This is a genomic window from Streptomyces sp. NPDC048419, from assembly GCF_043200415.1.
In the GTDB taxonomy this organism is placed as follows: Bacteria; Actinomycetota; Actinomycetes; order Streptomycetales; family Streptomycetaceae; genus Streptomyces.
Map to the genome: position 1 here is coordinate 1 of NZ_JBICXT010000046.1, position 19,060 is coordinate 19,060.

General features: G+C 64.0%; 13 protein-coding genes and 4 pseudogenes. 12 read left to right on the top strand and 5 right to left on the bottom strand.

Annotation, left to right across the window (positions count from 1 at the left end):
* Positions 1-92: 92 nt before the first annotated feature.
* The 4 genes and pseudogenes from ACGFYN_RS44440 to ACGFYN_RS44455 form a co-directional block, all read left to right on the top strand.
* Positions 93-1,358 (top strand): annotated as a pseudogene (locus tag ACGFYN_RS44440) (transketolase C-terminal domain-containing protein); the annotation flags it as partial.
* Positions 1,359-1,957: 599 nt separating this feature from the next.
* A complete protein-coding gene (locus ACGFYN_RS44445; protein ID WP_393871719.1) occupies positions 1,958-3,865 on the top strand; it encodes a 2-oxoacid:acceptor oxidoreductase subunit alpha in 1,908 nt (635 codons plus the stop codon).
* Positions 3,862-4,902 (top strand): annotated as a pseudogene (locus tag ACGFYN_RS44450) (2-oxoacid:ferredoxin oxidoreductase subunit beta); the annotation flags it as partial. The gene ACGFYN_RS44445 and the pseudogene ACGFYN_RS44450, both read left to right, overlap by 4 nt.
* Positions 4,903-5,639: 737 nt before the next feature.
* Positions 5,640-5,813: a hypothetical protein gene (locus tag ACGFYN_RS44455; protein WP_393871699.1), complete on the top strand. Its 174-nt coding sequence runs from the start codon at positions 5,640-5,642 to the stop codon at positions 5,811-5,813.
* Here ACGFYN_RS44455 and ACGFYN_RS44460 read toward each other — a convergent pair.
* On the bottom strand, positions 5,770-6,234 hold the full coding sequence (locus ACGFYN_RS44460; protein WP_393871720.1) for an IS3 family transposase: 465 nt from the start codon (positions 6,232-6,234) through the stop codon (positions 5,770-5,772). The two genes, ACGFYN_RS44455 and ACGFYN_RS44460, sit on opposite strands and share 44 nt — an antisense overlap.
* Before the next feature lie 167 nt (positions 6,235-6,401).
* Entirely contained in the window at positions 6,402-6,575 is a 174-nt protein-coding gene (locus ACGFYN_RS44465; RefSeq protein WP_393871700.1) for a hypothetical protein, read from the bottom strand.
* A gap of 112 nt (positions 6,576-6,687) precedes the next feature.
* Between ACGFYN_RS44465 and ACGFYN_RS44470 the strand changes: the two genes are divergently transcribed.
* On the top strand, positions 6,688-7,671 hold the full coding sequence (locus ACGFYN_RS44470) for a zinc-binding dehydrogenase (RefSeq protein ID WP_393871701.1): 984 nt from the start codon (positions 6,688-6,690) through the stop codon (positions 7,669-7,671).
* 71 nt (positions 7,672-7,742) lie between these two features.
* Positions 7,743-8,262: pseudogene (locus tag ACGFYN_RS44475) on the top strand (class I SAM-dependent methyltransferase); the annotation flags it as partial.
* Positions 8,263-8,286: 24 nt separating this feature from the next.
* Here ACGFYN_RS44475 and ACGFYN_RS44480 read toward each other — a convergent pair.
* Together ACGFYN_RS44480 and ACGFYN_RS44485 are read right to left on the bottom strand one after the other, a co-directional pair.
* The gene (locus ACGFYN_RS44480; protein WP_393871721.1) at positions 8,287-8,451 is read right to left on the bottom strand and encodes a DUF5988 family protein; all 165 of its coding nucleotides are present in this window, start codon (positions 8,449-8,451) and stop codon (positions 8,287-8,289) included.
* Positions 8,452-8,880: 429 nt separating this feature from the next.
* The gene (locus ACGFYN_RS44485; RefSeq protein ID WP_393871702.1) at positions 8,881-9,012 is read right to left on the bottom strand and encodes a rhomboid-like protein; all 132 of its coding nucleotides are present in this window, start codon (positions 9,010-9,012) and stop codon (positions 8,881-8,883) included.
* Positions 9,013-9,683: 671 nt separating this feature from the next.
* On the opposite strand from ACGFYN_RS44485, the gene ACGFYN_RS44490 reads away from it, so the two are divergent.
* Together ACGFYN_RS44490 and ACGFYN_RS44495 are read left to right on the top strand one after the other, a co-directional pair.
* Positions 9,684-10,181: an ATP-binding protein gene (locus ACGFYN_RS44490; RefSeq protein WP_393871703.1), complete on the top strand. Its 498-nt coding sequence runs from the start codon at positions 9,684-9,686 to the stop codon at positions 10,179-10,181.
* 693 nt (positions 10,182-10,874) lie between these two features.
* Positions 10,875-12,506, top strand: a complete 1,632-nt coding sequence (locus tag ACGFYN_RS44495; protein ID WP_393871704.1) for a CoA-transferase — start codon at positions 10,875-10,877, stop codon at positions 12,504-12,506.
* An 84-nt stretch (positions 12,507-12,590) separates the two neighbouring features.
* Here ACGFYN_RS44495 and ACGFYN_RS44500 read toward each other — a convergent pair.
* A pseudogene (locus ACGFYN_RS44500) lies at positions 12,591-13,229 on the bottom strand (IS5 family transposase); the annotation flags it as partial.
* A 459-nt stretch (positions 13,230-13,688) separates the two neighbouring features.
* On the opposite strand from ACGFYN_RS44500, the gene ACGFYN_RS44505 reads away from it, so the two are divergent.
* The 4 genes from ACGFYN_RS44505 (at position 13,689) to ACGFYN_RS44520 (ending at position 19,049) form a co-directional block, all read left to right on the top strand.
* Entirely contained in the window at positions 13,689-14,936 is a 1,248-nt protein-coding gene (locus ACGFYN_RS44505) for a beta-ketoacyl synthase N-terminal-like domain-containing protein (protein WP_393871705.1), read from the top strand.
* Between the two features lie 145 nt (positions 14,937-15,081).
* Positions 15,082-16,038, top strand: a complete 957-nt coding sequence (locus ACGFYN_RS44510) for a ketoacyl-ACP synthase III (protein ID WP_393871706.1) — start codon at positions 15,082-15,084, stop codon at positions 16,036-16,038.
* Positions 16,039-16,120: 82 nt separating this feature from the next.
* Positions 16,121-17,734, top strand: coding sequence for a (2,3-dihydroxybenzoyl)adenylate synthase (locus tag ACGFYN_RS44515; RefSeq protein WP_393871707.1), 1,614 nt, complete (start codon positions 16,121-16,123; stop codon positions 17,732-17,734).
* 10 nt (positions 17,735-17,744) lie between these two features.
* Positions 17,745-19,049 (top strand): salicylate synthase, encoded by a 1,305-nt coding sequence (locus ACGFYN_RS44520; protein WP_393871708.1) that lies wholly within the window; start codon positions 17,745-17,747, stop codon positions 19,047-19,049.
* The last annotated feature ends 11 nt before the right edge of the window (positions 19,050-19,060 follow it).

Here is a 19,060-nt window from a genome sequence, read left to right on the forward strand (position 1 = left end):
CCGCTACGAGCGCAAAGCCGAGCACTTCCTGGCCTTCACCAGCATCGCCTGCACCCTCATCTGCTACCGCAGACTCACCAAATGAGATGACGTCTAAGAAGGGCCTGCGGGACTTCATGGCCCCCCAGAGCCTGTTCGAGGACCTCGGCCTCAAGTACATCGGCCCGATCGACGGCCACGACCTGGTGGCGCTGGAGTCCGCGTTCACCAAGGCACGTGACTTCGGCGGTCCGGTCATCGTGCACTGCATCACCGAGAAGGGCCGCGGCTACCACGCCGCCGAGAACAACGACGAGGACCGCTTCCACGCGGTCGGGGTCATCCGTCCCGACACCGGCATGCCGGTGAAGACCTCCGGCAAGGACTGGACCTCCGTCTTCGGCGAGGAGATGGTGGCCCTCGGCCGCAAGCGCAAGGACATCGTGGCGATCACCGCAGGAATGCTCCACCCAGTTGGCCTGGCCCCGTTCGCCAAGGCGTATCCGCACCACACCTTCGATGTCGGCATCGCCGAGCAGCACGCCGCCGTCTCCGCCGCTGGCCTGGCCACAGGCGGCCTGCACCCGGTCGTCGCCGTGTACTCGACCTTCCTTAACCGGGCCTTCGACCAGGTCCTGATGGACGTCGCCCTGCACAAGCTGGGCGTCACCTTCGTCCTGGACCGGGCCGGCGTCACAGGCACCGACGGCGCCTCCCACAACGGTATGTGGGACATGTCGATCCTGCAGGTCGTCCCCGGCCTGCGGCTGGCCGCGCCGCGCGACGCCAACCAGCTACGCGCCCAGCTGCGCGAGGCCGTCGAGGTCGGCGACGCTCCCACCGTGGTCCGCTACTCCAAGGGCACCCTTGGCCCCGCCGTCCCTGCGGTCGGCCGCGTCGGTGGCACGGACGTGCTGCGCGAGAGCAGCGAGCCAGGCGTCGACAAGCGGGCCGACGTGCTCATCGTCTCGGTCGGCGCGATGGCCCTGATCTGCCTGGAGGCCGCCCAGCTGCTCGACGTCCAGGGCACCACCTCCACCGTGGTCGACCCCCGCTGGGTGAAGCCCGTCGACAAGTGCCTGCCCCGCCTCGCCGCCGAGCACCGGGTTGTCGTCACAGTCGAGGACAACGGCCGCACCGGTGGCGTCGGCGCCGCGATCGCCCAGGCGCTGCGCGACGCCGACGTCGACCTGCCGCTGCGTAACTTCGGCATCCCGCAGGAGTTCCAGGCTCACGCCAAGCGCGAGGAAATCCTCGCCGAGATCGGCCTCACGGCACAGGACATCGCCCGCCAGGTCACCGCCCTCATCGCCCGCCTCGACGACCACCCACTGTCCGCCGAGGCTCTGTACCTCACTCACGGCAGCTGCGGTTCATGACCATCAACCCGTTGTCGGGTTCCGGCGGACCTTCGCTGCCAGTGTCGGTGCGCTGGCGGATCACATTGCGGTGGGTGTGTTTGACGACTTTGACGAACGAGATGCGGTCCGGATCGATGCCGTGGTCGTCGACAAGCGTGATCTGTGCGAGGCAGTGATGCGATCAGGTGCACCCACACTTCCTGGCCACAGCTGGGGGCCAGCCGACCGTAGCACTCCCTGCCCGGCCGCACTGCAAGGTCTTGGTCTGCCGGTAGGAAGACTCCGCTGCGGCTCCACTCACCGGTAGCCGGTCTTACGTCCGATCCCGAGTTGCCCGCATGCCTCGAACGCTGCCCATCCCGGCCTCCAGAAGATGTCAATGTTCAGCCTCGAGCTCCAGCCTGCGCTTGCGTCTGCCTCGCCATCAACGATCCACAATGATCAAGGAACGTTGCGACAAGCGTTAGAACCCAAGCCTTTGCCCCGGGTATCAATTACTCATCCTTGTGCAGTGTGGTCTGGGCCACGGTTGAGGCGGGTGGGATTCGCACCCGGAGTTCGCATTCTCGGGACGTGTATCCCGTCCGTCTTCGCCTGATGGCGAACTGTCACTCTGTATTGCCTTCCAAGGGAGCTCGTTCGTGGCCCTCGTTACAAGGACCCAGCGGCTGGATCGGGTGGTCATCCGGTTCGCCGGTGACTCGGGTGACGGCATGCAGCTCACCGGTGACCGGTTCGCATCGGAGACGTCGGCGTTCGGCAACGACCTGTCGACACTGCCGAACTTCCCGGCGGAGATCCGGGCCCCCGCCGGTACGCTGCCCGGCGTCTCCAGCTTCCAACTGCACTTCGCCGACCACGACATCCTGACCCCGGGCGACGCGCCGAACGTCCTGGTGGCGATGAACCCGGCCGCGCTGAAGGCCAACCTGGCGGATCTGCCGCGCGGCGCCGAGATCATCGTGAACACGGACGAGTTCACCAAGCGCGCCTTAACCAAAGTCGGCTACCCGGCGGATCCGCTCACCGACGGATCGCTCGAGGCGTACCACCTACACAAGGTGCCGCTGACCACGCTGACCCTGGAGGCGCTCAGGGACAGCGGCCTGTCCCGCAAGGACGCCGAGCGGTCAAAGAACATGTTCGCGCTCGGCCTGCTGTCGTGGATGTACCACCGGCCCACCCATGGCACCGAGAACTTCCTGCGCCACAAGTTTGCCGAAAAGCCCGACATCGCCGAGGCCAACATCGCCGCCTTGCGCGCAGGCTGGAACTTCGGCGAGACCACCGAGGACTTCGCGGTCTCCTACGAGATCTCCCCGGCCGCCCTGCCCGCCGGCACCTACCGCAACATCACGGGAAACCTGGCGCTGTCCTACGGCCTCCTCGCCGCCGCACAGCGCTCAGGCCTGTCGCTGTTCCTCGGCTCGTACCCGATCACGCCGGCCTCCGACATCCTGCACGAGCTGAGCAAGCACAAGAACTTCGGGATACGCACCTTCCAGGCCGAGGATGAGATCGCCGGCATCGGCGCCGCTCTGGGCGCGGGATTCGGCGGCGCATTGGGCGTGACCACCACCTCCGGGCCGGGTGTGGCGCTGAAGTCGGAGACGATCGGACTGGCAGTCTCGCTGGAGTTGCCGCTGCTAGTCATCAACATCCAGCGCGGCGGCCCCTCCACCGGCCTGCCGACCAAGACCGAACAGGCCGACCTTCTGCAGGCGATGTTCGGCCGCAACGGCGAGGCCCCGGTGCCGATCGTCGCTCCGGCCACGCCGGCCGAGTGCTTCAGCATGGCGCTGGAGGCGGCGCAGATCGCGCTGACCTACCGCACCCCCGTCCTCCTACTCTCCGACGGCTACCTGGCCAACGGATCCGAGCCCTGGCGGATCCCAGACATCGACGAACTCCCCCACCTGACCGCCGAGTTCGCCACCGAACCGAACCACACCCTGGACGACGGCAGCGAGGTGTTCCAGCCGTACAAGCGCGACCCGCAGACCCTCGCCCGCCCATGGGCAGTACCGGGCACGCCGGGCCTGGAACACCGGATCGGCGGCATCGAGAAACAGGACGGTACGGGGAACATCTCCTACGACCCGGCCAACCACGACTTCATGGTCCGCACCCGGCAGGCCAAGATCGACGGGATCACCGTGCCGAACATCGAGGTCGACGACCCCACCGGGCAGGCCAGCATCCTGGTCGTCGGCTGGGGCTCCACCTACGGCCCCATCACCGCGGCCGTGCGCCAGGTCCGCGCCGACGGCGGCCACGTCGCGAAGGCGCACCTGCGCCACCTGAACCCGTTCCCGGCCAACCTCGGTGCGGTGCTGGCCGGTTACACCAAGGTGATCGTGCCGGAGATGAACCTGGGCCAGCTCGCGCTGCTGCTCCGCGCCAAGTACCTGGTGGATGCCCAGTCGTACAACCAGGTCCGCGGAATGCCGTTCACAGCAACGCAGCTGGCGGACGTGCTGTGGGCCACGATCGGCACCCTGGGCGAGGGGGACAACGCGCGATGACCGAGAAGTTCCTCTCGCTGCGGCTGGTGCCGAAGAGCGATGCGCCGCAGAGCGCCAAGGACTTCAAGACCGACCAAGAGGTGCGCTGGTGCCCCGGCTGCGGGGACTACGCGATCCTCGCGGCTGTGCAGGCCTTCATGCCGGAGATCGGCATCCGCCGAGAGAACATCGTCTTCGTCTCCGGTATCGGCTGCTCCTCCCGCTTCCCGTACTACATGAACACCTACGGGATGCACTCCATCCACGGCCGCGCCCCGGCCATCGCCACCGGCCTCGCCTCCTCCCGCCCCGACCTGTCGGTCTGGGTGGTCACCGGTGACGGCGACGCGCTCTCCATCGGCGGCAACCACCTCATCCACGCGCTGCGCCGCAACGTCAACCTGAAAATCCTGCTGTTCAACAATCGGATCTACGGCCTCACCAAGGGGCAGTACTCGCCCACCAGCGAACTCGGCAAGATCACCAAATCCACGCCGATGGGCGCACTCGACACCCCGTTCAATCCGCTGTCGCTGGCCATCGGCGCGGAGGCGAGCTTCGTCGCGCGGACCATCGATTCCGACCGGCAGCACCTGATCTCGGTGCTGCGGGCCGCCGCCGAGCACGAGGGCACCGCACTGGTGGAGATCTACCAAAACTGCAACATCTTCAACGACGGCGCGTTCGAGATACTCAAGGAGCCGGGCACCCGGGACGAGGCACTGATCCGCCTGGAACACGGGCAGCCGATCCGTTTCGGCGCCGGCCGAGGCGTCTTCCGCGGACCCGACGGCGAACTGTACCTGGACACGGTGACCGCCGAGAACGAAGCGCACCTCCTCGTTCACGACGCTGGCACGTCCAGTCCCGTCACCGCCTTCGCCCTCACCCGCCTCGCCGACAACGACACCCTCCACCACACCCCCATCGGCGTCCTGCGCGACGTCCGCCGCCCGGTCTACGACACGCTGATGACAGAGCAACTCGACCGAGCCACGGCCGACCACGGCCGGGGTGACCTCACCGCGCTGCTCACCGGCAACGACAGCTGGATCATCCCGGCACGGCCGGACGCCAGCGGCATTCCAGCGCCCCGCTGCACTTACCCGAACCAGACCTCATGACCCATGACCCTGTCTTCCCCTGGTCCTGCGTTCAGCGCTGCGAGGTTGTGAGTGGTCACGGCGGTCTCGTCGTGGTTTCGCCGTAGACATTGAGGAAGATGGTGAGGGCGGTTTGCAGCTGATCTCCGCATCGTCGTGGCGGCCGCAGCCGTCGAGGGGGCCCTGGCGGCGCGTTCACCAGCGGGTGGTCAGGACCAAGGGTGAGAGCCGTGACGTCAACGCCCCTGCGTGCCGAAGGTTCTCCTTCGAGGTGGCAGCCACGCGTGTGGGGTAGGCCGCCGAGCTCGTGGCAGACCGCAGCGACAGTCCCGTGCTGCCGACCGTAGGGAACGTTCATTCGACGCCGATCCTGAGGCCCCCGCCCGCAACGGGACGGTCGGCTGCTGGCCCCAGCCCCGCTATCGCCACCGGGCACCCTCGGTGGCGGCCCTTGCTGCCAGACGCGAGCGAGACGCCTTCACCACCCTCACCTGGCGGGGCAACGTTCCCGCTTCGCTGCCGCACGTGTTGCCCGGCCGGCAAAGCCGTCAAGCGCCCGATCAAAGCCGCCACCTCGGCCGGACAAGGGTGGTGGGACGGATCCTGCTGGCTGCTGGCTGCTGATCAAATGGCCCGAAGACGCCGAGGCTCCCACCGATTGGTGGCTGTCCAATCTGCCGACCAACACCTTGATGGCCGACCTGGTCTGGCTGACCAAGGCCCGCTGGCGCATCGAGCACGACTACCCGAGAACTCAACAAGGCCTGGGCCTGGACCACTTCGAAGGCCGCTCCTGGCCGGACTGGCACCACCGCCTGCAGCTTACGGACGCCTATGACAGGGGGACCCTGGGCTTTCTGTCGTAGGCGTTCGTAGGGGGTGTGGACGGACAGGACGCCTCGGGCAGCGTGCACCAGGTGTCCGTGAGGATGGGAATGTGAGGTTTCCCGGCTGTGCGGTAGGTGTTGATCGGCTGGTCAGAGCGGGTTGACGGGTGTTCAGGTTCGTCGGTTCGGCCGTCGCCTGCTTGGTGTAGTGCTTCTCCTCGAACTCGATCGGACTGAGCCGGCCGAGCCGTTCCTGGATGCGCCGGCTGTTATCGAAGCCGTCGATGTATTCGAAGAGCGTGAGGTTCGCCTCGGCCCTGGTCGCGAAGATGCGACCGCGCACGCACTCCGTCTTGATCAGCAGCCTCAAGTTCTCCGCGGGAGCGTTGTCGTACGAGTCCCCGACCGAACCCATCGATGCTTTAACTCCCGCCCGTATCAGGCGAGTTGTGAGCTTCATGGACGCATATTGACAGCCGTGGTCGGCGTGATGGATGAGCTTTGCCGTGCTCGACCTCGCGGACGCGAGGGCGTACTCCAGCGTGGTCAGCACCAGGTCGGCGTCCGCGTGGGCGGAGGTCTCCCAGCCAGCACGCGGCGGGGGAACGCGTCGCGGATCGCCGAGAGTCACAACGGGCCCTCGCCGGTCGGGATCATGGTGAGGTCGGTGACCCACAGCCGGTTCGGGGCCTTCGCGGTGAAGTCCCGCTCCACCAGGTCCGGGGCGAGGACGGCCCTCGAGTCGCGGCGCGTGAAGCCCCTCCGTCTCGGGAGAACCTCAATGCACCGGGCTCGTGCCACCGGACGGCCAAATCTGTGACGTCCAACCGGATTCGGGAAGTTGGCCGCCAACAGGCATAACGTCGCATCGTACCGGTGGCGGGCCACGCGGCAGGCTTGCGACAGTGGACGCATGACGACGATGCGCGCGGCGGTCTGTGTCGGGGCGGGCGGCCCCGAGATGCTGGAGATCCATGAGCGGCCCGTACCCGCGGTGCGGGCGGGCTGGAGCCTGGTGCGGGTGAAGGCCGCGGGCCTGAACCGGTCGGAACTGCGGACCCGCCAAGGACACTCCCCCGGTGTGCGGTTCCCGCGTGTGCTGGGCATCGAATGCGTGGGAGTCGTGGCGGCCTCCACCGATCCGCTGGTGCCGGACGGCACGACCGTCGCGGCGGTGATGAGCGAGATGGGCCGGGAGTTCGACGGCGGCTACGCCGAGTACGCGCTACTGCCGAACGCGCTGCTGATGCCGATCACCACCACCTTGCCGTGGGACGTCCTGGCCGCCCTCCCGGAGACCTACCTGACGGCGCAGGGCTCGCTGGACGCGTTGGGGGTCGCGCCCGGTGGCAAGGGGCGGCTGCTGATCCGAGGCGGGACGTCGTCGGTGGGGATGGCGGCCGCGTCGATCGCGCGCGGCTACGGTCTCGAGACCGCGGCCACGACTCGGCAGCGGGGCAAGGTCGCCGCGCTGACCGCGGCCAGAGTCGACCATGTAATCGTCGACGACGGTGGATCGGCGGCGACGGTTCGCGCAATCTGGCCGGAGGGCCCCGATTACGTCCTGGATCTCATCGGGACGAGCACGGCGGTGGACTCGCTGCGCCTGGTCCGTCGTGGTGGGACGGTATGTATCTCAGGCTCGCTCAGCGGGTGGATGATCCCTGACTTCGAACCGATCGCGATGATCCCGTCCCGAACCGAACTCACAGCGTTCTACAGCGACGACTTCAAGGGCAGCACGGGCGCGGCCGTGCTGCAGCGGATTGTGGGGGAGGTCGAGGCGGGCGTCCACCGGCCGAACGTGGACCGGATCTTCGCCCTCGACGACATCGTCGCGGCCCACCAGTACATGGAGAACGACGAAGCCACCGGAAAGCTTGTCGTGGTGCCATGAGGGTCCGCTCGGCGTGGGTTCGGTCCGGCAGATCATGTGACCACTAGGCGGCGGTCGAGCGCGTTACCGACGTGCCCGAGAGCGTCACCTTGTCCGCAGATCCGGCCGGGTCAACGGCTATGACTACGAGCGGCCCGCAGTGCTAGCCCTTGCCGGAGACGTGGGCGGCCGCCGGATCCTGGAGGCCGGCTGCAGCTCGAGCCCCCTGGCCGTCGCACTGCGCGACCGTGGCGCCGCCGTCACCGGCATCGACGCGAGCGCCGCGATGCTGGCACTGGCCAGGCGGCGGCTCGGTGACGAAGTAGCCCTGCACATGGCTGGCCTGAGCGTGCACCTGCCGTTCGACCACGGTGCGTTCGACGACGTGGTCGCGTTGCTGGTGCTGCACTACCTCGAGGCCTGGGGCCGACGCTGGCCGAGTTGCGGCGTCTGCTCAGACCCGGCGGCCAGCTGATCGCGTCGGTGGACCATCCGTTCGTGGCCTACACGATCCAGGAGTCTCGGCCCGACTACTTCGCGACCACCAGCTACACCTTCGACTGGACGTTCAACGGGCAGTCCGTCCCGATGAGGTCTCATCACGGGCCACTTGAAAAAGCCGTCGCGCTCTCTGACCTACTCGGCGATCTTCGTTCGCATGATCCAATGGTATATATCCACTCGAGTGCCACCGGCGTGCTGGCGTTCTCCTGTGGGCCTGAAATGTTCGTAGCCGTTGCCCCAAGGGATTTTGAGGACATCACCCTCTGGAGGAGCGGATCCCTCCCAAGTGCTCGGCATGCCCTGCGGACCGCCTTCAAGAATAATAACGGAAGGCACGATCAGCTCCTTCGGTAGTGGATGCGCTCTCCAATGAGCCCCCTGCACCCCACCCACCAGCCTGAGTAATTGATACCTATCTGTGTCGACAGTTACTCAGCCGGATCTGCCTTTTTTGGAGGGAGGCGCGAGGGTCACCGAAACTGCGATCGCTAGCATCCGGCGGCAGGAGGCGTAACAGAGTATGCACAACGGCGTAAAATTCAGAGAGCAGAGCACCAACGCGTCCGCCACCGACAAAGGCTCATCGAGGCCGAATCGACTGAGGCCATCGAGGCCGCTCGCGTGAGTACCTGAAGATCTCCAAGGTGCGGACCGAGGCCGTCCTCCCCTCGCTGCTGGAGCGGCGCCGGCGGATCGACCTGTCCCTGTAGGTCTTCCTGGACGCGACTACTGCGCCAGCAGCGGCGTGGTGTCGCTGGACAGCCCATGGCTGTTCGTGGACCGCTGCCGCAGGAACTCCTCGAACCCGGAAGAGACGTGGTGCAGCGCGACGGTGGTGACAAACAGAAAGCCAGCCACAGGCGCTTCGGAAATTTACCCTTGCCGATACGCCACTGAGGCGCTCACCCGCTGGTGCGGCTTGCCCCCATCGCCCTGACATCGGCAACCGCAACGTGAACCCACTCCCGAACCTCGTGCACGTCACCAGGTCAGGTGCCGAGGGCTGCTCCTACGTCGCGAGGAAGATCGCCGGGAACAGGGTGAGACGCGAGCCCACCGGGCTCACAAGCGACAACTCGCGAACGTCATCATCCGCCACATGCGGGGCCCTCCGACGGACCGCACGAAGAAACCCGCTCGCCACAGCCGGTGGATGAGGGAACGCCGAGAGCGCAAAGCCCGCATCCGCTGAGCCCGAAACCCGCAGGCCACCACTTCACCGCAGAGAACGCTGCCCCGAAGTGGGCCCTGCCTCGCGGTGACGTCTCCGGACCCGGCCGGGCACGGGCCAAGACCGCTGGACGAGGCGCCGGAAGACGCCGTTGAAGGCCTTCCAGGCCGCCTTCGAGAGCTGGCTCACGCCGTGGGAGTTAGGGGAGGTTTGGGGGGTGGCCCCTAATGTCCGGTCTGCCATTGTTGGCGAGTGTTGGCAGTAGAAGGAATCGATCTGGAAGCCTTTTAACCGTCTCGTGGATGTGATCACGATGTATGCCACTACTACCGATACTGCCATCCGCCGTCCCGCACCGATGTCCCACGCCCCGCAGTACGTCCGCGCCGCCCTTACTGGCCACACGAGGGCCACGCCGGTCCACATCCCCACTCCTCGTAGGCCGACGGAAGGCGATGCCCAGCCGCGTCCGGTCAGCGGTGCCGAGTGGCGGCTGGAGCACCGGCCCGAGGCGGTGGGACAGGCTCGGTGGCTGGCACGGGCGGTGCTGGCCGGATGGGGCACCTCGGACGACGCCGCCGAGGCCGCGGTGCTGGTGGTCTCGGAGCTGGTGACCAACGCAGTGGAGCATGCCGAGCCGCCGCTGGTGCTGCATCTGCATCGCCAGCACACTGATCACCGGGTGTGGGTCGGAGTAAGCGACGGTGGTCCCGCCGCACAGGACGGCGTGTGGAGTTCTTCCTGCACGCCGGATGAGCATGGCCGTGGCCTGCATCTGGTCGAGGCCCTGACCCAGACCCACGGAATCTGCCATCACAGCAGCGGTATCACCCACTGGGCCCGCATGGCCGCATAACCCCCCAAGTACCAGCGCCGTCACCGGGCAGCAGCAGCGGGACGGCAGACCGTGTCCTACATGTGAGGCGGACGAGTCGCTTGCCGCAGCAGAGGCCTGTCTCCGAGATGATCAGCGCAGCCCTTCCGGCGCCCCTCTCCAGTTACGGTGTAACTACGGTTAGTTGTGAAGTTGAATTCGGTTATGAGTGAGGCCGTCGAAGGCGACGCCCGAAGGCATGCAGGGTCCGATTCCAGCGCCTCGTCCAGCAGCGTTGACCCATGTCGGCCGGATCCAGAGACATCACCGCGAGGCAGGACACGCGCACTCCCCCGGCGAACCACCGCACGGCGCCAACATTGCTTTTGGAATCCCCAAGGTGACGAGAGTCAGTGCCGGCTCAATATCCTGGTGCCTTTTCCCAGCTGGATCACCCCTCCATCGCACAGTTGCTCCACCTTGAGGCGCCTCATGGACACACCAGGTACTCGTACGTCGGCGGCTTCCACAACCGATCCCCGTCTCCCTGCCGCCCGCAGGGCCGTGTCCCGGCACTCGGTAACGGTCTTACCCCGGCCTCTTTCGAAATCGGCGATCATAATGCGGCTGTCCTGCCTAGACGAGCGTGATCTTTGATACGGCCCACAGGCGCGGTCACGGACATCACACCTCCCCTGAAATCTGAAACGAGCCGACCTCATCCTGGGATGTTCCATGGCGAAAGTATGCAACCTGGACGACGCTATAGGAGGCCTCGTTCAGCCAGAAATGCACCTTCATTTTCCGTCGACACCAAGTCGCTCCAACGCAGCCATCATCGCCCTTGCAAGGCGCTTTTCGGCGAGTGAGCCAAATTTCGTACTGAGCACAACTGGATTCCACTCGGCCGCACATCTGCTCGGCCTTTTCAGGCTCGGCAAGAAATATGTTTCATGTTTCTTTGGAGATAACTATCCAACCCCGCGTCCGAACCAGCTATATACCTTGCTGTCCCGGGAAGGAGCGGTGCTGGAGCACTGGAGTCTGCTCAGCTATGTATCCGCATTCCGGGCCGCCGCCCAGGGGCAGCCGTACGGTACGACGACACCCCTGGGTGACACAGACCTCGGTCGACGGCTGCGGCAGGCCGGCCGGTACTTCGAGGTGAGCGACCCCGTCGAGGCGGGACAATCCGTCGGTCTTGTTTCCGCCCTCCGGCCGGACGTGACTTTTGTGCACGGAGCCCTTGGATCGAAGGACGGCGCCGTCGTTGCCTACCCTCCCTACGGTGAGGGGTTCCACTCGGCTATTTCCGCAAAAGCGGGTGTGATTGCCACGGTCGAGAAAATTGTCGATGCTGCCACTATTCAACGGAGCGCGGGATCCGTCGTTATTCCGGCTGGCCATGTGACTGCAATATGCGAAGTTCCTGGCGGGGCGTATCCGCAGCCGCTTTATACGCCCCCCGGATCGAACGTAGAAGGATATCCAGATGATCCTAATGCGTACCTGATGTGGCGCCGCATGACGGACAGTCCGGAGCTCTTCGAACGCTTCACCACCGAGATCATCGCTGGGCATCCCTCGGAGTATCGCTACGACAAGTTCGCGCGCCAGGCCGCACAAGTTCCGGAGAGAAAGAGATTCTATGGGCCCGCCGCGCCATCCGAGTCCGTCATACTTCGCGCTTCCTCAGCCATAGTCCGAGCAGTACAGGAACGAGGTCACCGCCGTATCCTCGCCGGGATCGGCCAATCATTCCTCGCTTCACGACTGGCACAGCTTCGCCTCTCCCAGTCCGGCCTGCACGTACCCGTCATGATCGAAACGGGCCTACACGGAGTCGACTGCGGACGGGAGGCGGATCCGTTTCTGCTGGGGCACCGCAACATCTCCCGTGCCGCCCGCCTCACAGGCATCGAAGACGTACTGGGGGCCTGGTCGTGCGGAGCCGGGCGCGAATCCTGTCTCGCTGTGATTGGCGCGGCCCAGATCGATAGCCGCGGCGACATCAATTCCACTCATCTCCACCCCGACAGGGTTCTCGTGGGCTCGGGAGGCGCAGCCGACCTGGCTTCGAACGCTGCCGAGTTGATCGTGCTGACCTCCTGCAGCCCGTCGCGGCTCGTCCGGACAGTGGACCACGTGACGAGCCCGGGTCGTGCAGTCCGGACTGTGGTCACCGAGCTGTGCACCTTCCGTCGCCCCAACACAAGCTCCGTCGCTTGGACCGCTGGCGATCTAGCGAAGGGAAATGACACCCCCAACCAAATAATGGAAGCGTGCACCTGGCCGTCCCTCACAGTCGATCAGTACGACGTCTTCTCTGAAAACCACGACCTACCTGCGCTTCGCGGGCTTCTGTAAGCCGTCTGCGATCTCCGGCTCAAGCGTGTTAGAGGCGTTTGATCTAGCTAGGTGGATTGCCCTTTATCCTAGTAAGGCCGCGTCCTACGTGGTGAGGCGGACGAGTCGCTTGTAGCGGCACAGGGCTGCTGCCAGGCCGAGGAAGGCCAGGTAGTTGCGAGGATTACGCTCGTATCGCAGGCTGAGTCTGCGGTAGCCGGACAGCCGCGACATCGTCCGCTCGATCACCCATCTGCGACGGCCCAATCGCTCGCTGGACTCGATGCCTTTGCGGGCGATCCGGACTCCAATGCGCTTGCCGCGCAACCATTTCCGCAGGTCCGGGCAGTCGTAGGCTTTGTCTGCGCGGAGGCGCTGGGGCTTGAAGTACCGGCCGCGATACGGATCGTGTCTCGTTTGGTGACCCGCCACCATGGGCTTCAACCCTTCGCTGTAGTGGATGTTGCCCACCTCGACGCCGACAAGAAGCGGCAGTCCGTTCGCCTCCGACAGGACGTGCATCTTGGAACCCGGCTCGCCCCGGTCCCCGGGACTCGGACCTGTGTGTTCGCCCCCTTCTTAGCCCTGACGTGGGCAGTGTCGAGGACGACGCGGGTGACGTCGACCAGGCCGGCGTCGTCGAGCCGGTGCAGCACGGGGCAAGCGGCTCCAGACGCCGGCTCTGGACCAGATCAGAAAACGGCGGTGAGCGGTCGACTTTGATATCCCGAAGCAGGGCGGCAGTTGGCTTCATGATCTTGGAAGCCCATGCCTGTCCCGTTCCCGAGCCCCTGCCGAATTGACAGTTCGTCACGACCCGGACGTCAAGTAGCGACGCCCAAGGCTTGGACTGGCAGCGGCATCCGGTCACGATGGGCGCCTCGGCAGCGGACGTAGCGCTCTCACGAACATCGTCACAGAGCCGCGACTGCCAACTTCACTTGATCGACCAGAATTTGAAACAGCCCCGGCCCCGTACTACACACTGCCGAAAATTAACGACTCGGCACACGAGCGCCATATCGCGGATTGCATCTGAGTAGCGATTACTCAAGCAGGATTCAGCCGGACTGCGGTTTAGTCAAATTGTCCAAATATTCGTAGCCATTTCTCCCCCAGCGGGGGTAGGCCGGGTGTGCAGAATCCACTGGAATGACGAAGCGGATCGGCGGCCAAGTCGGCCAACTCAAGGGAATTGAGTGAATGCAGGATATTGTCATTACTGGAATAGGTGCCCTGCTTCCTGGGTGTGACAACCGGGATGACCTATGGCGTCAGCTGTCCCGCGCGGAATCCCAACTGCGGCTCCATCCTGTCCCGGGCAGCACGGACCGTGTTTGCCCTATGGGAAAGATTGACGAATTCAACGCCGCCCGCTATCTCGGAGACCTCGCCCCGGATCTCAGGCCCGACACTCCACGGGATGTCCAGCTCTACCTGTCCTCCCTAGCGCTGGCCCTGGACGACGCCGCGATCGAGCCGTCAATTCTGGCATGTACGGCGGCTGGCCTCTTCGACGGGACATCGCGCGGAAGTTTCGCATTTTGGGACGATCTCGCGCGACGGGAACAGACCACCGAGGCGCGCGACCTTTACCGCAGTCGCATGCTCGCCCTCGCCACACCAGGCCAGGCCGTGGGCCTAGCTGCCGCGCTGCTGGGCGTTCGCGGACCGGCCTACACCTTCGCCGTGTCCTGCTCCTCCGGCGCAGTTGCGCTCGGCCACGCCTTTCGTGAACTGTCCGAAGGACGTATCGACATCGCGCTCGCCTCCGGGCATGAATCGATCCTCATCGAGCCGATCTACCGCATGTACGAGGACGCGGGACTGCTCAGTTTCGAAAATCGCGTTCCGGAAAGGGGTCTACGCCCCTATAGCGAGCACTCGGGCAACGCTTTTGGCGAAGGCGCAGTGACCTTCGTGCTAGAAAGCCGCGACCATGCGCAGCGGCGCGGAGCCACCATTTTGGCCCAAGTCAGCAGTTTTGCCTATGCCAACAACGGCTCCCATCCGACCCGCGTCGACGTCTCCGGTGCACGACCCGCCGAGCTTATCCGAACGGTTTCGAAGGAAGCGGGCCTGGCACCGTCCCAGATCGGGTTCGTAGTCGGGCACGGCAACGGCGTCGAAATGAGCGACCGGGCCGAGATCAACTGCATGCGCGAGGCTTTCGGACAGCAGACCGCCACCACACCTTTGATCTCGGTCAAACCGATCTACGGACACACCCTTGGCGCCGCCAGTAGCTTGAACATCGCCGCGGCTGCTCTGATGCTTCACCACCGGCGCGTCATTCGCACGCTCAACGCCGGCAGTGTAGCTGGCCTTACCGACATGAGCTTCGGTGGCGATCCGCAGAAGGAAACACATCCTGATAGCGGCATCGCATTGTCTTTCGGACTAGGTGGACACAACGCCGCCGTTGCCCTCACCAGCAACACAAACCTGTGAGTGCTCAATGAAGCTGAAAACGCGACCAAGATGCGCTGGCGTCACAGCCTCGACGGGCTCCCGGCACAACCCGCCGCAACGCAGGCAGTATGAGCCCGGCATGCCGTTCCACTCCTAACTAACCCGCACAAGAGGACCGATCCAATTGAGTCAGGCGATCTCCTTGACGAACGGTGTATCCATAACAGGATTCGGCAGCTACCTGCCGTCTCAGCGCATTACCGAGATTCCTCCTCTGGATGAACCCATCAGTCGCGAACGGCTTGAGCGGATCGGCGTGCACACTCGCTACCGTGCAGGCCGCGGCGAAGGAATAGCAGAAATGGGAGCGCGGGCTGCCCAGCGCGCTCTGGAACACTCCGGAGTCTCGGCGGAAAGCATCGATCTCGTCATCCTGTCCAATTGGACACAACGACGTTACCTACCAGATACGGCTCCGCGCATCCAACAGATGATCGGAGCCAGTAAGGCATTTTCGTTCGACGTTTGCTGCTCCTGCGCGGGTTTCGTTGTCGGCCTGACCCTGGCCAGTACACTAATGACATCAAGGCGATACCGTCGCGCTTTGGTGGTGGCAAGTGAGACGACCTCGCAACGCGCGAGGCCGGGAAGTCGAGCCACACTCATCTACTCCGACGGTGCAGGCGCCGCTGTACTGGAGGCGCCGGCCCGCGGATCGAGTGCTATCCGCGATGTCGAGCTTCGGTCAATCGCTGACCAGAATGACATCATGGACATAACCCCTGACGGTTACACTCGCTGCCACATTGAGCAACGCGACCTGATAAAGCTGGCAGCCCGATCGCTGGTCGACGTCTCTCGAACCGTACTGGAAAGAAACGGGCTCAGCCTCACAGACATCGACTGGATCATTCCGCATTCCGGTACCGCTGGTGTCCAGGCCACGCTCAAAGCGGATCTGGGTATCTCAGCGGACCGCGTTTTGTCGAATCTGCCACATGTCGGGAACCTGTCCTCGGCTGCGATACCCGTTGCGGCGGAGCACTTCATCCGACAAGGAAAAGTCAAACCTGGGCAAACCGTCCTCCTTGCAAGTGTGGGCACAGGTTTTTACGCGGGAGCTGCGCTCATCACCGTTTGACGGGCGAGCATAAAAGGATCAACCCAGACCCCGGTAGGTGTCCTACCACAGACCCTCCGACAACCCCTATTCGGAGTCCATCATGGATCCACATATCCACATTCCCGCCGATCGCGCCTCCGACGCCCAAACACTCGTGTCTGCATTCGATCGCGCCAGTGCGGAGCACGCCCGAGGTACGGCTCTCGTCGACGGGGCAGTGCGCCTTAGCTACGCCGATCTCAATCACAAGAGCAGGGCCATGGCCCGTGGTCTGTTGAATCATGGGATAATGCCAGGTGATAGCCTTCTCGTCCATCTGCCCAATTCTTGGGAACTGGTCGTCGTTGTCCTCGCATGCATGAGGGCGGGAGTAGTGCCCACAATGATGCTGCATGCGCACAGGGAACACGAATTGACGCGTATAGCTGATCACGTGGATGCCAGGGGCATTGTGATCAGCGGGGAAGCTGACGAGTTCGTGGGTCTTGCGAGACAGGTCACGGAAAATTGTGCCTCTGTTGAGCAAATTTTCATATCCGGATGCGACAACGTACCTCCCGGATGCATCGGTCTTGAAAACCTGATGACATCAGACCCCGGGGCCCCCTTCTACACCTCGGTCCTGACGGATGACGTGCTCTTCCTGCTCTCGGGAGGCACGACAGGGCTCCCAAAAGTAGTAGCCAGGAAACACTCGGACTACCTGTACGGGGTGGTCAGCAGTTCACTGGTGACTGACATCTCGAGTGACACTGTCTACCTGGTATCACTGCCGGCCTCACACACATTTCCACTTGGATGCCCGGGAATCTTTGGAACGCTGCTCGTCGGCGGCCGTGTGGTGATGATCAGATCACCGCGTCCGGAGATCGCCTTTGAAGCTATGGCGTGCGAAGGAGTGACGCACACTGCAGCTGTCCCAGCAGTTGTCGGTCGCTGGCTTGAAACTTACGATCCGGCCCGGTGGGACCTTTCCGCCCTGCATGTTCTTCAAGTGGGTGGATCGCGTCTTTCGGCCAACCATGCCCGGCGAGCTGAGTCGACATTCGGATGCGCGGTCCAACAGGTCTACGGAATGTCCGAGGGGATGCTAAATTCCACACGCCTTAATGATCCGGAAGACGTAGTCTTGGAAACGCAGGGCCGTCCTGTGGATTCAGCACAGCAGATGAAGATCGTTGATTCCGCTGGCCGCGACCTTCCATTCGGCAGCACGGGTGAACTCCTTGTGCGCGGCCCCGGCGTCTTTTCTGGATATTACCGTGCCCCCGATCACAATTCGGAAGCATTCACCTCGGATGGATGGTTTCGAACGGGCGACCTTGTGAGAATGCATCCCAGCGGGAACCTTGTCGTCGAGGGTCGTGTGAAGGACCTGATAAACCGAGGCGGTGAGAAGATCAGCGCGGAGGAGCTGGAAGACCTTCTCAACGAGATGCCCGAGATCAGGCGTGTCGCTGTCGTCGCGGCCCCGCACTCGTCCCTCGGAGAGCAAGTCTGCACCTGCATCGTCCTGCGCGCGGGCTGTGTCGTCACTCTGCAGGAGATACGCCTTTTTCTTTCCGGCCTGGGGGTGGCGCAGTACAAGCTGCCGTCGCGCCTGGAAATACTGGATGATTTACCCCAGACGTCCATTGGGAAAATTAACAAGGCAGCGCTTCGCAGCCTTGTGGCCGATAAGACACTGACGCCAGCCCCCGCGCCGGCCTCCTGAAGGGCTGACCATGAAGTATCACGAGCTTCGCGTTCCTGTGGATTCAGATCCGCTTCACACGGTCCTAAACCTCGTCGACGCCGCAGGTTACGAACCGTATGTGGTCTACGAGTCCTCAGGGTGCTGGTCCTATGCCGGAGGGGCGGCCTACGCGGTCAATGCAGATGGGACGGGGTTTTATGTCGACGGTCGCCGACAGCCGAGCGACGGCCGACATCCGCTAGTGCAGGCGGGAGACATCTTCCAGGCCGCACCGATCGAGAACTGGCACGTCTACGGGTGGGCCGCGTTCGAACTGGGTGCCGCATGGCCTACCGAGACCGAGGGCATTCTGTACTCCGCAGTGATCCCAGAGGTGGAAGTCCAGGTTAGTGACGCGGGAATCTTCATCCGGGCCCTCAACCCGGCAGTCATTCCAAGCCTCAAAGAGGCTGCCTTGAGCAGGAGGAGCCACCGCGAGCACCGCGGAGGAGATCTCACGGTGCATGGCATGGCATACACATTTCGACGCATGGTCGAGAGCGCGGTCGAGGAAATAGGAAAGACGGATCTCCAGAAGGTGATACTGTCCCGAAGGTTGGACGTGGATGGGCAGGTCGACCTTTGCGCAACCTACGATAAGGGTCGGCGCGCGAATACGCCGGCTCGATCTTTCCTATTCGACCTGGGAGGGCTTGCAGCCGCAGGATTCAGCCCGGAGACCGTGCTGGAGCTGAACCGCCAAGAGGCCACCGTCCAAATAGTCGCGGGAACCCGCTCTGCCGGGGAGGATGATTCCGCGAAGGAAACTCTCCAGAGCGATCTTAAGAGCGATCCGAAAGAGATATATGAGCACGCGATTTCCGTTGACGAAACGCTGCGGGAGATTGGAGAAATATCCGTCCCGGGTACTGCCAGAGTGAGTGAATTCCTCAAGGTCGTCCATCGTGGGAGCGTGCAGCACCTCGGGTCGCGTATCGAAGCCACCCTCGCCGAAAACATCAACGCGTGGAAAGCCTTGTCTGAACTGTTTCCAGGTGCCGCCTCCACTGGGGTTCCGCGACGTCTCGCTGCCGAAGCCATCGGACGCATGGAAAAGACACGGAGGGGCCTGTATGGCGGTGCGGTGTTCGCTTGCGACGTAAACGGGAACATGGATGTCGCGCTCGCTCTCCGCTCGGTCTTCTCGAGAAACGGATCGACCTGGCTTCAGGTCGGCGCCGGCGTTACCTCATGTTCCCATCCGGCTCGTGAGTATGAAGAGACCTGCGAGAAGCTCCAAAGCATAGTCCCATTCCTGGTTGCAGCCGAATCGCAGCCGCACGACGCAGATTGAGGGGTATTGCA

What these genes read in the sequence shown, in the direction of transcription:
- ACGFYN_RS44505 (WP_393871705.1), top strand. Translation starts at nt 13,689, where the DNA reads ATGCAGGATATTGTCATTACTGGAATAGGTGCCCTGCTTCCTGGGTGT.
- ACGFYN_RS44470 (WP_393871701.1), top strand. Translation starts at nt 6,688, where the DNA reads ATGACGACGATGCGCGCGGCGGTCTGTGTCGGGGCGGGCGGCCCCGAG.
- ACGFYN_RS44480 (WP_393871721.1), bottom strand. Translation starts at nt 8,451, where the DNA reads ATGCCGAGCACTTGGGAGGGATCCGCTCCTCCAGAGGGTGATGTCCTC.
- ACGFYN_RS44490 (WP_393871703.1), top strand. Translation starts at nt 9,684, where the DNA reads ATGTCCCACGCCCCGCAGTACGTCCGCGCCGCCCTTACTGGCCACACG.
- ACGFYN_RS44515 (WP_393871707.1), top strand. Translation starts at nt 16,121, where the DNA reads ATGGATCCACATATCCACATTCCCGCCGATCGCGCCTCCGACGCCCAA.
- ACGFYN_RS44495 (WP_393871704.1), top strand. Translation starts at nt 10,875, where the DNA reads ATGGCGAAAGTATGCAACCTGGACGACGCTATAGGAGGCCTCGTTCAG.
- ACGFYN_RS44520 (WP_393871708.1), top strand. Translation starts at nt 17,745, where the DNA reads ATGAAGTATCACGAGCTTCGCGTTCCTGTGGATTCAGATCCGCTTCAC.
- ACGFYN_RS44460 (WP_393871720.1), bottom strand. Translation starts at nt 6,234, where the DNA reads ATGAAGCTCACAACTCGCCTGATACGGGCGGGAGTTAAAGCATCGATG.
- ACGFYN_RS44455 (WP_393871699.1), top strand. Translation starts at nt 5,640, where the DNA reads ATGGCCGACCTGGTCTGGCTGACCAAGGCCCGCTGGCGCATCGAGCAC.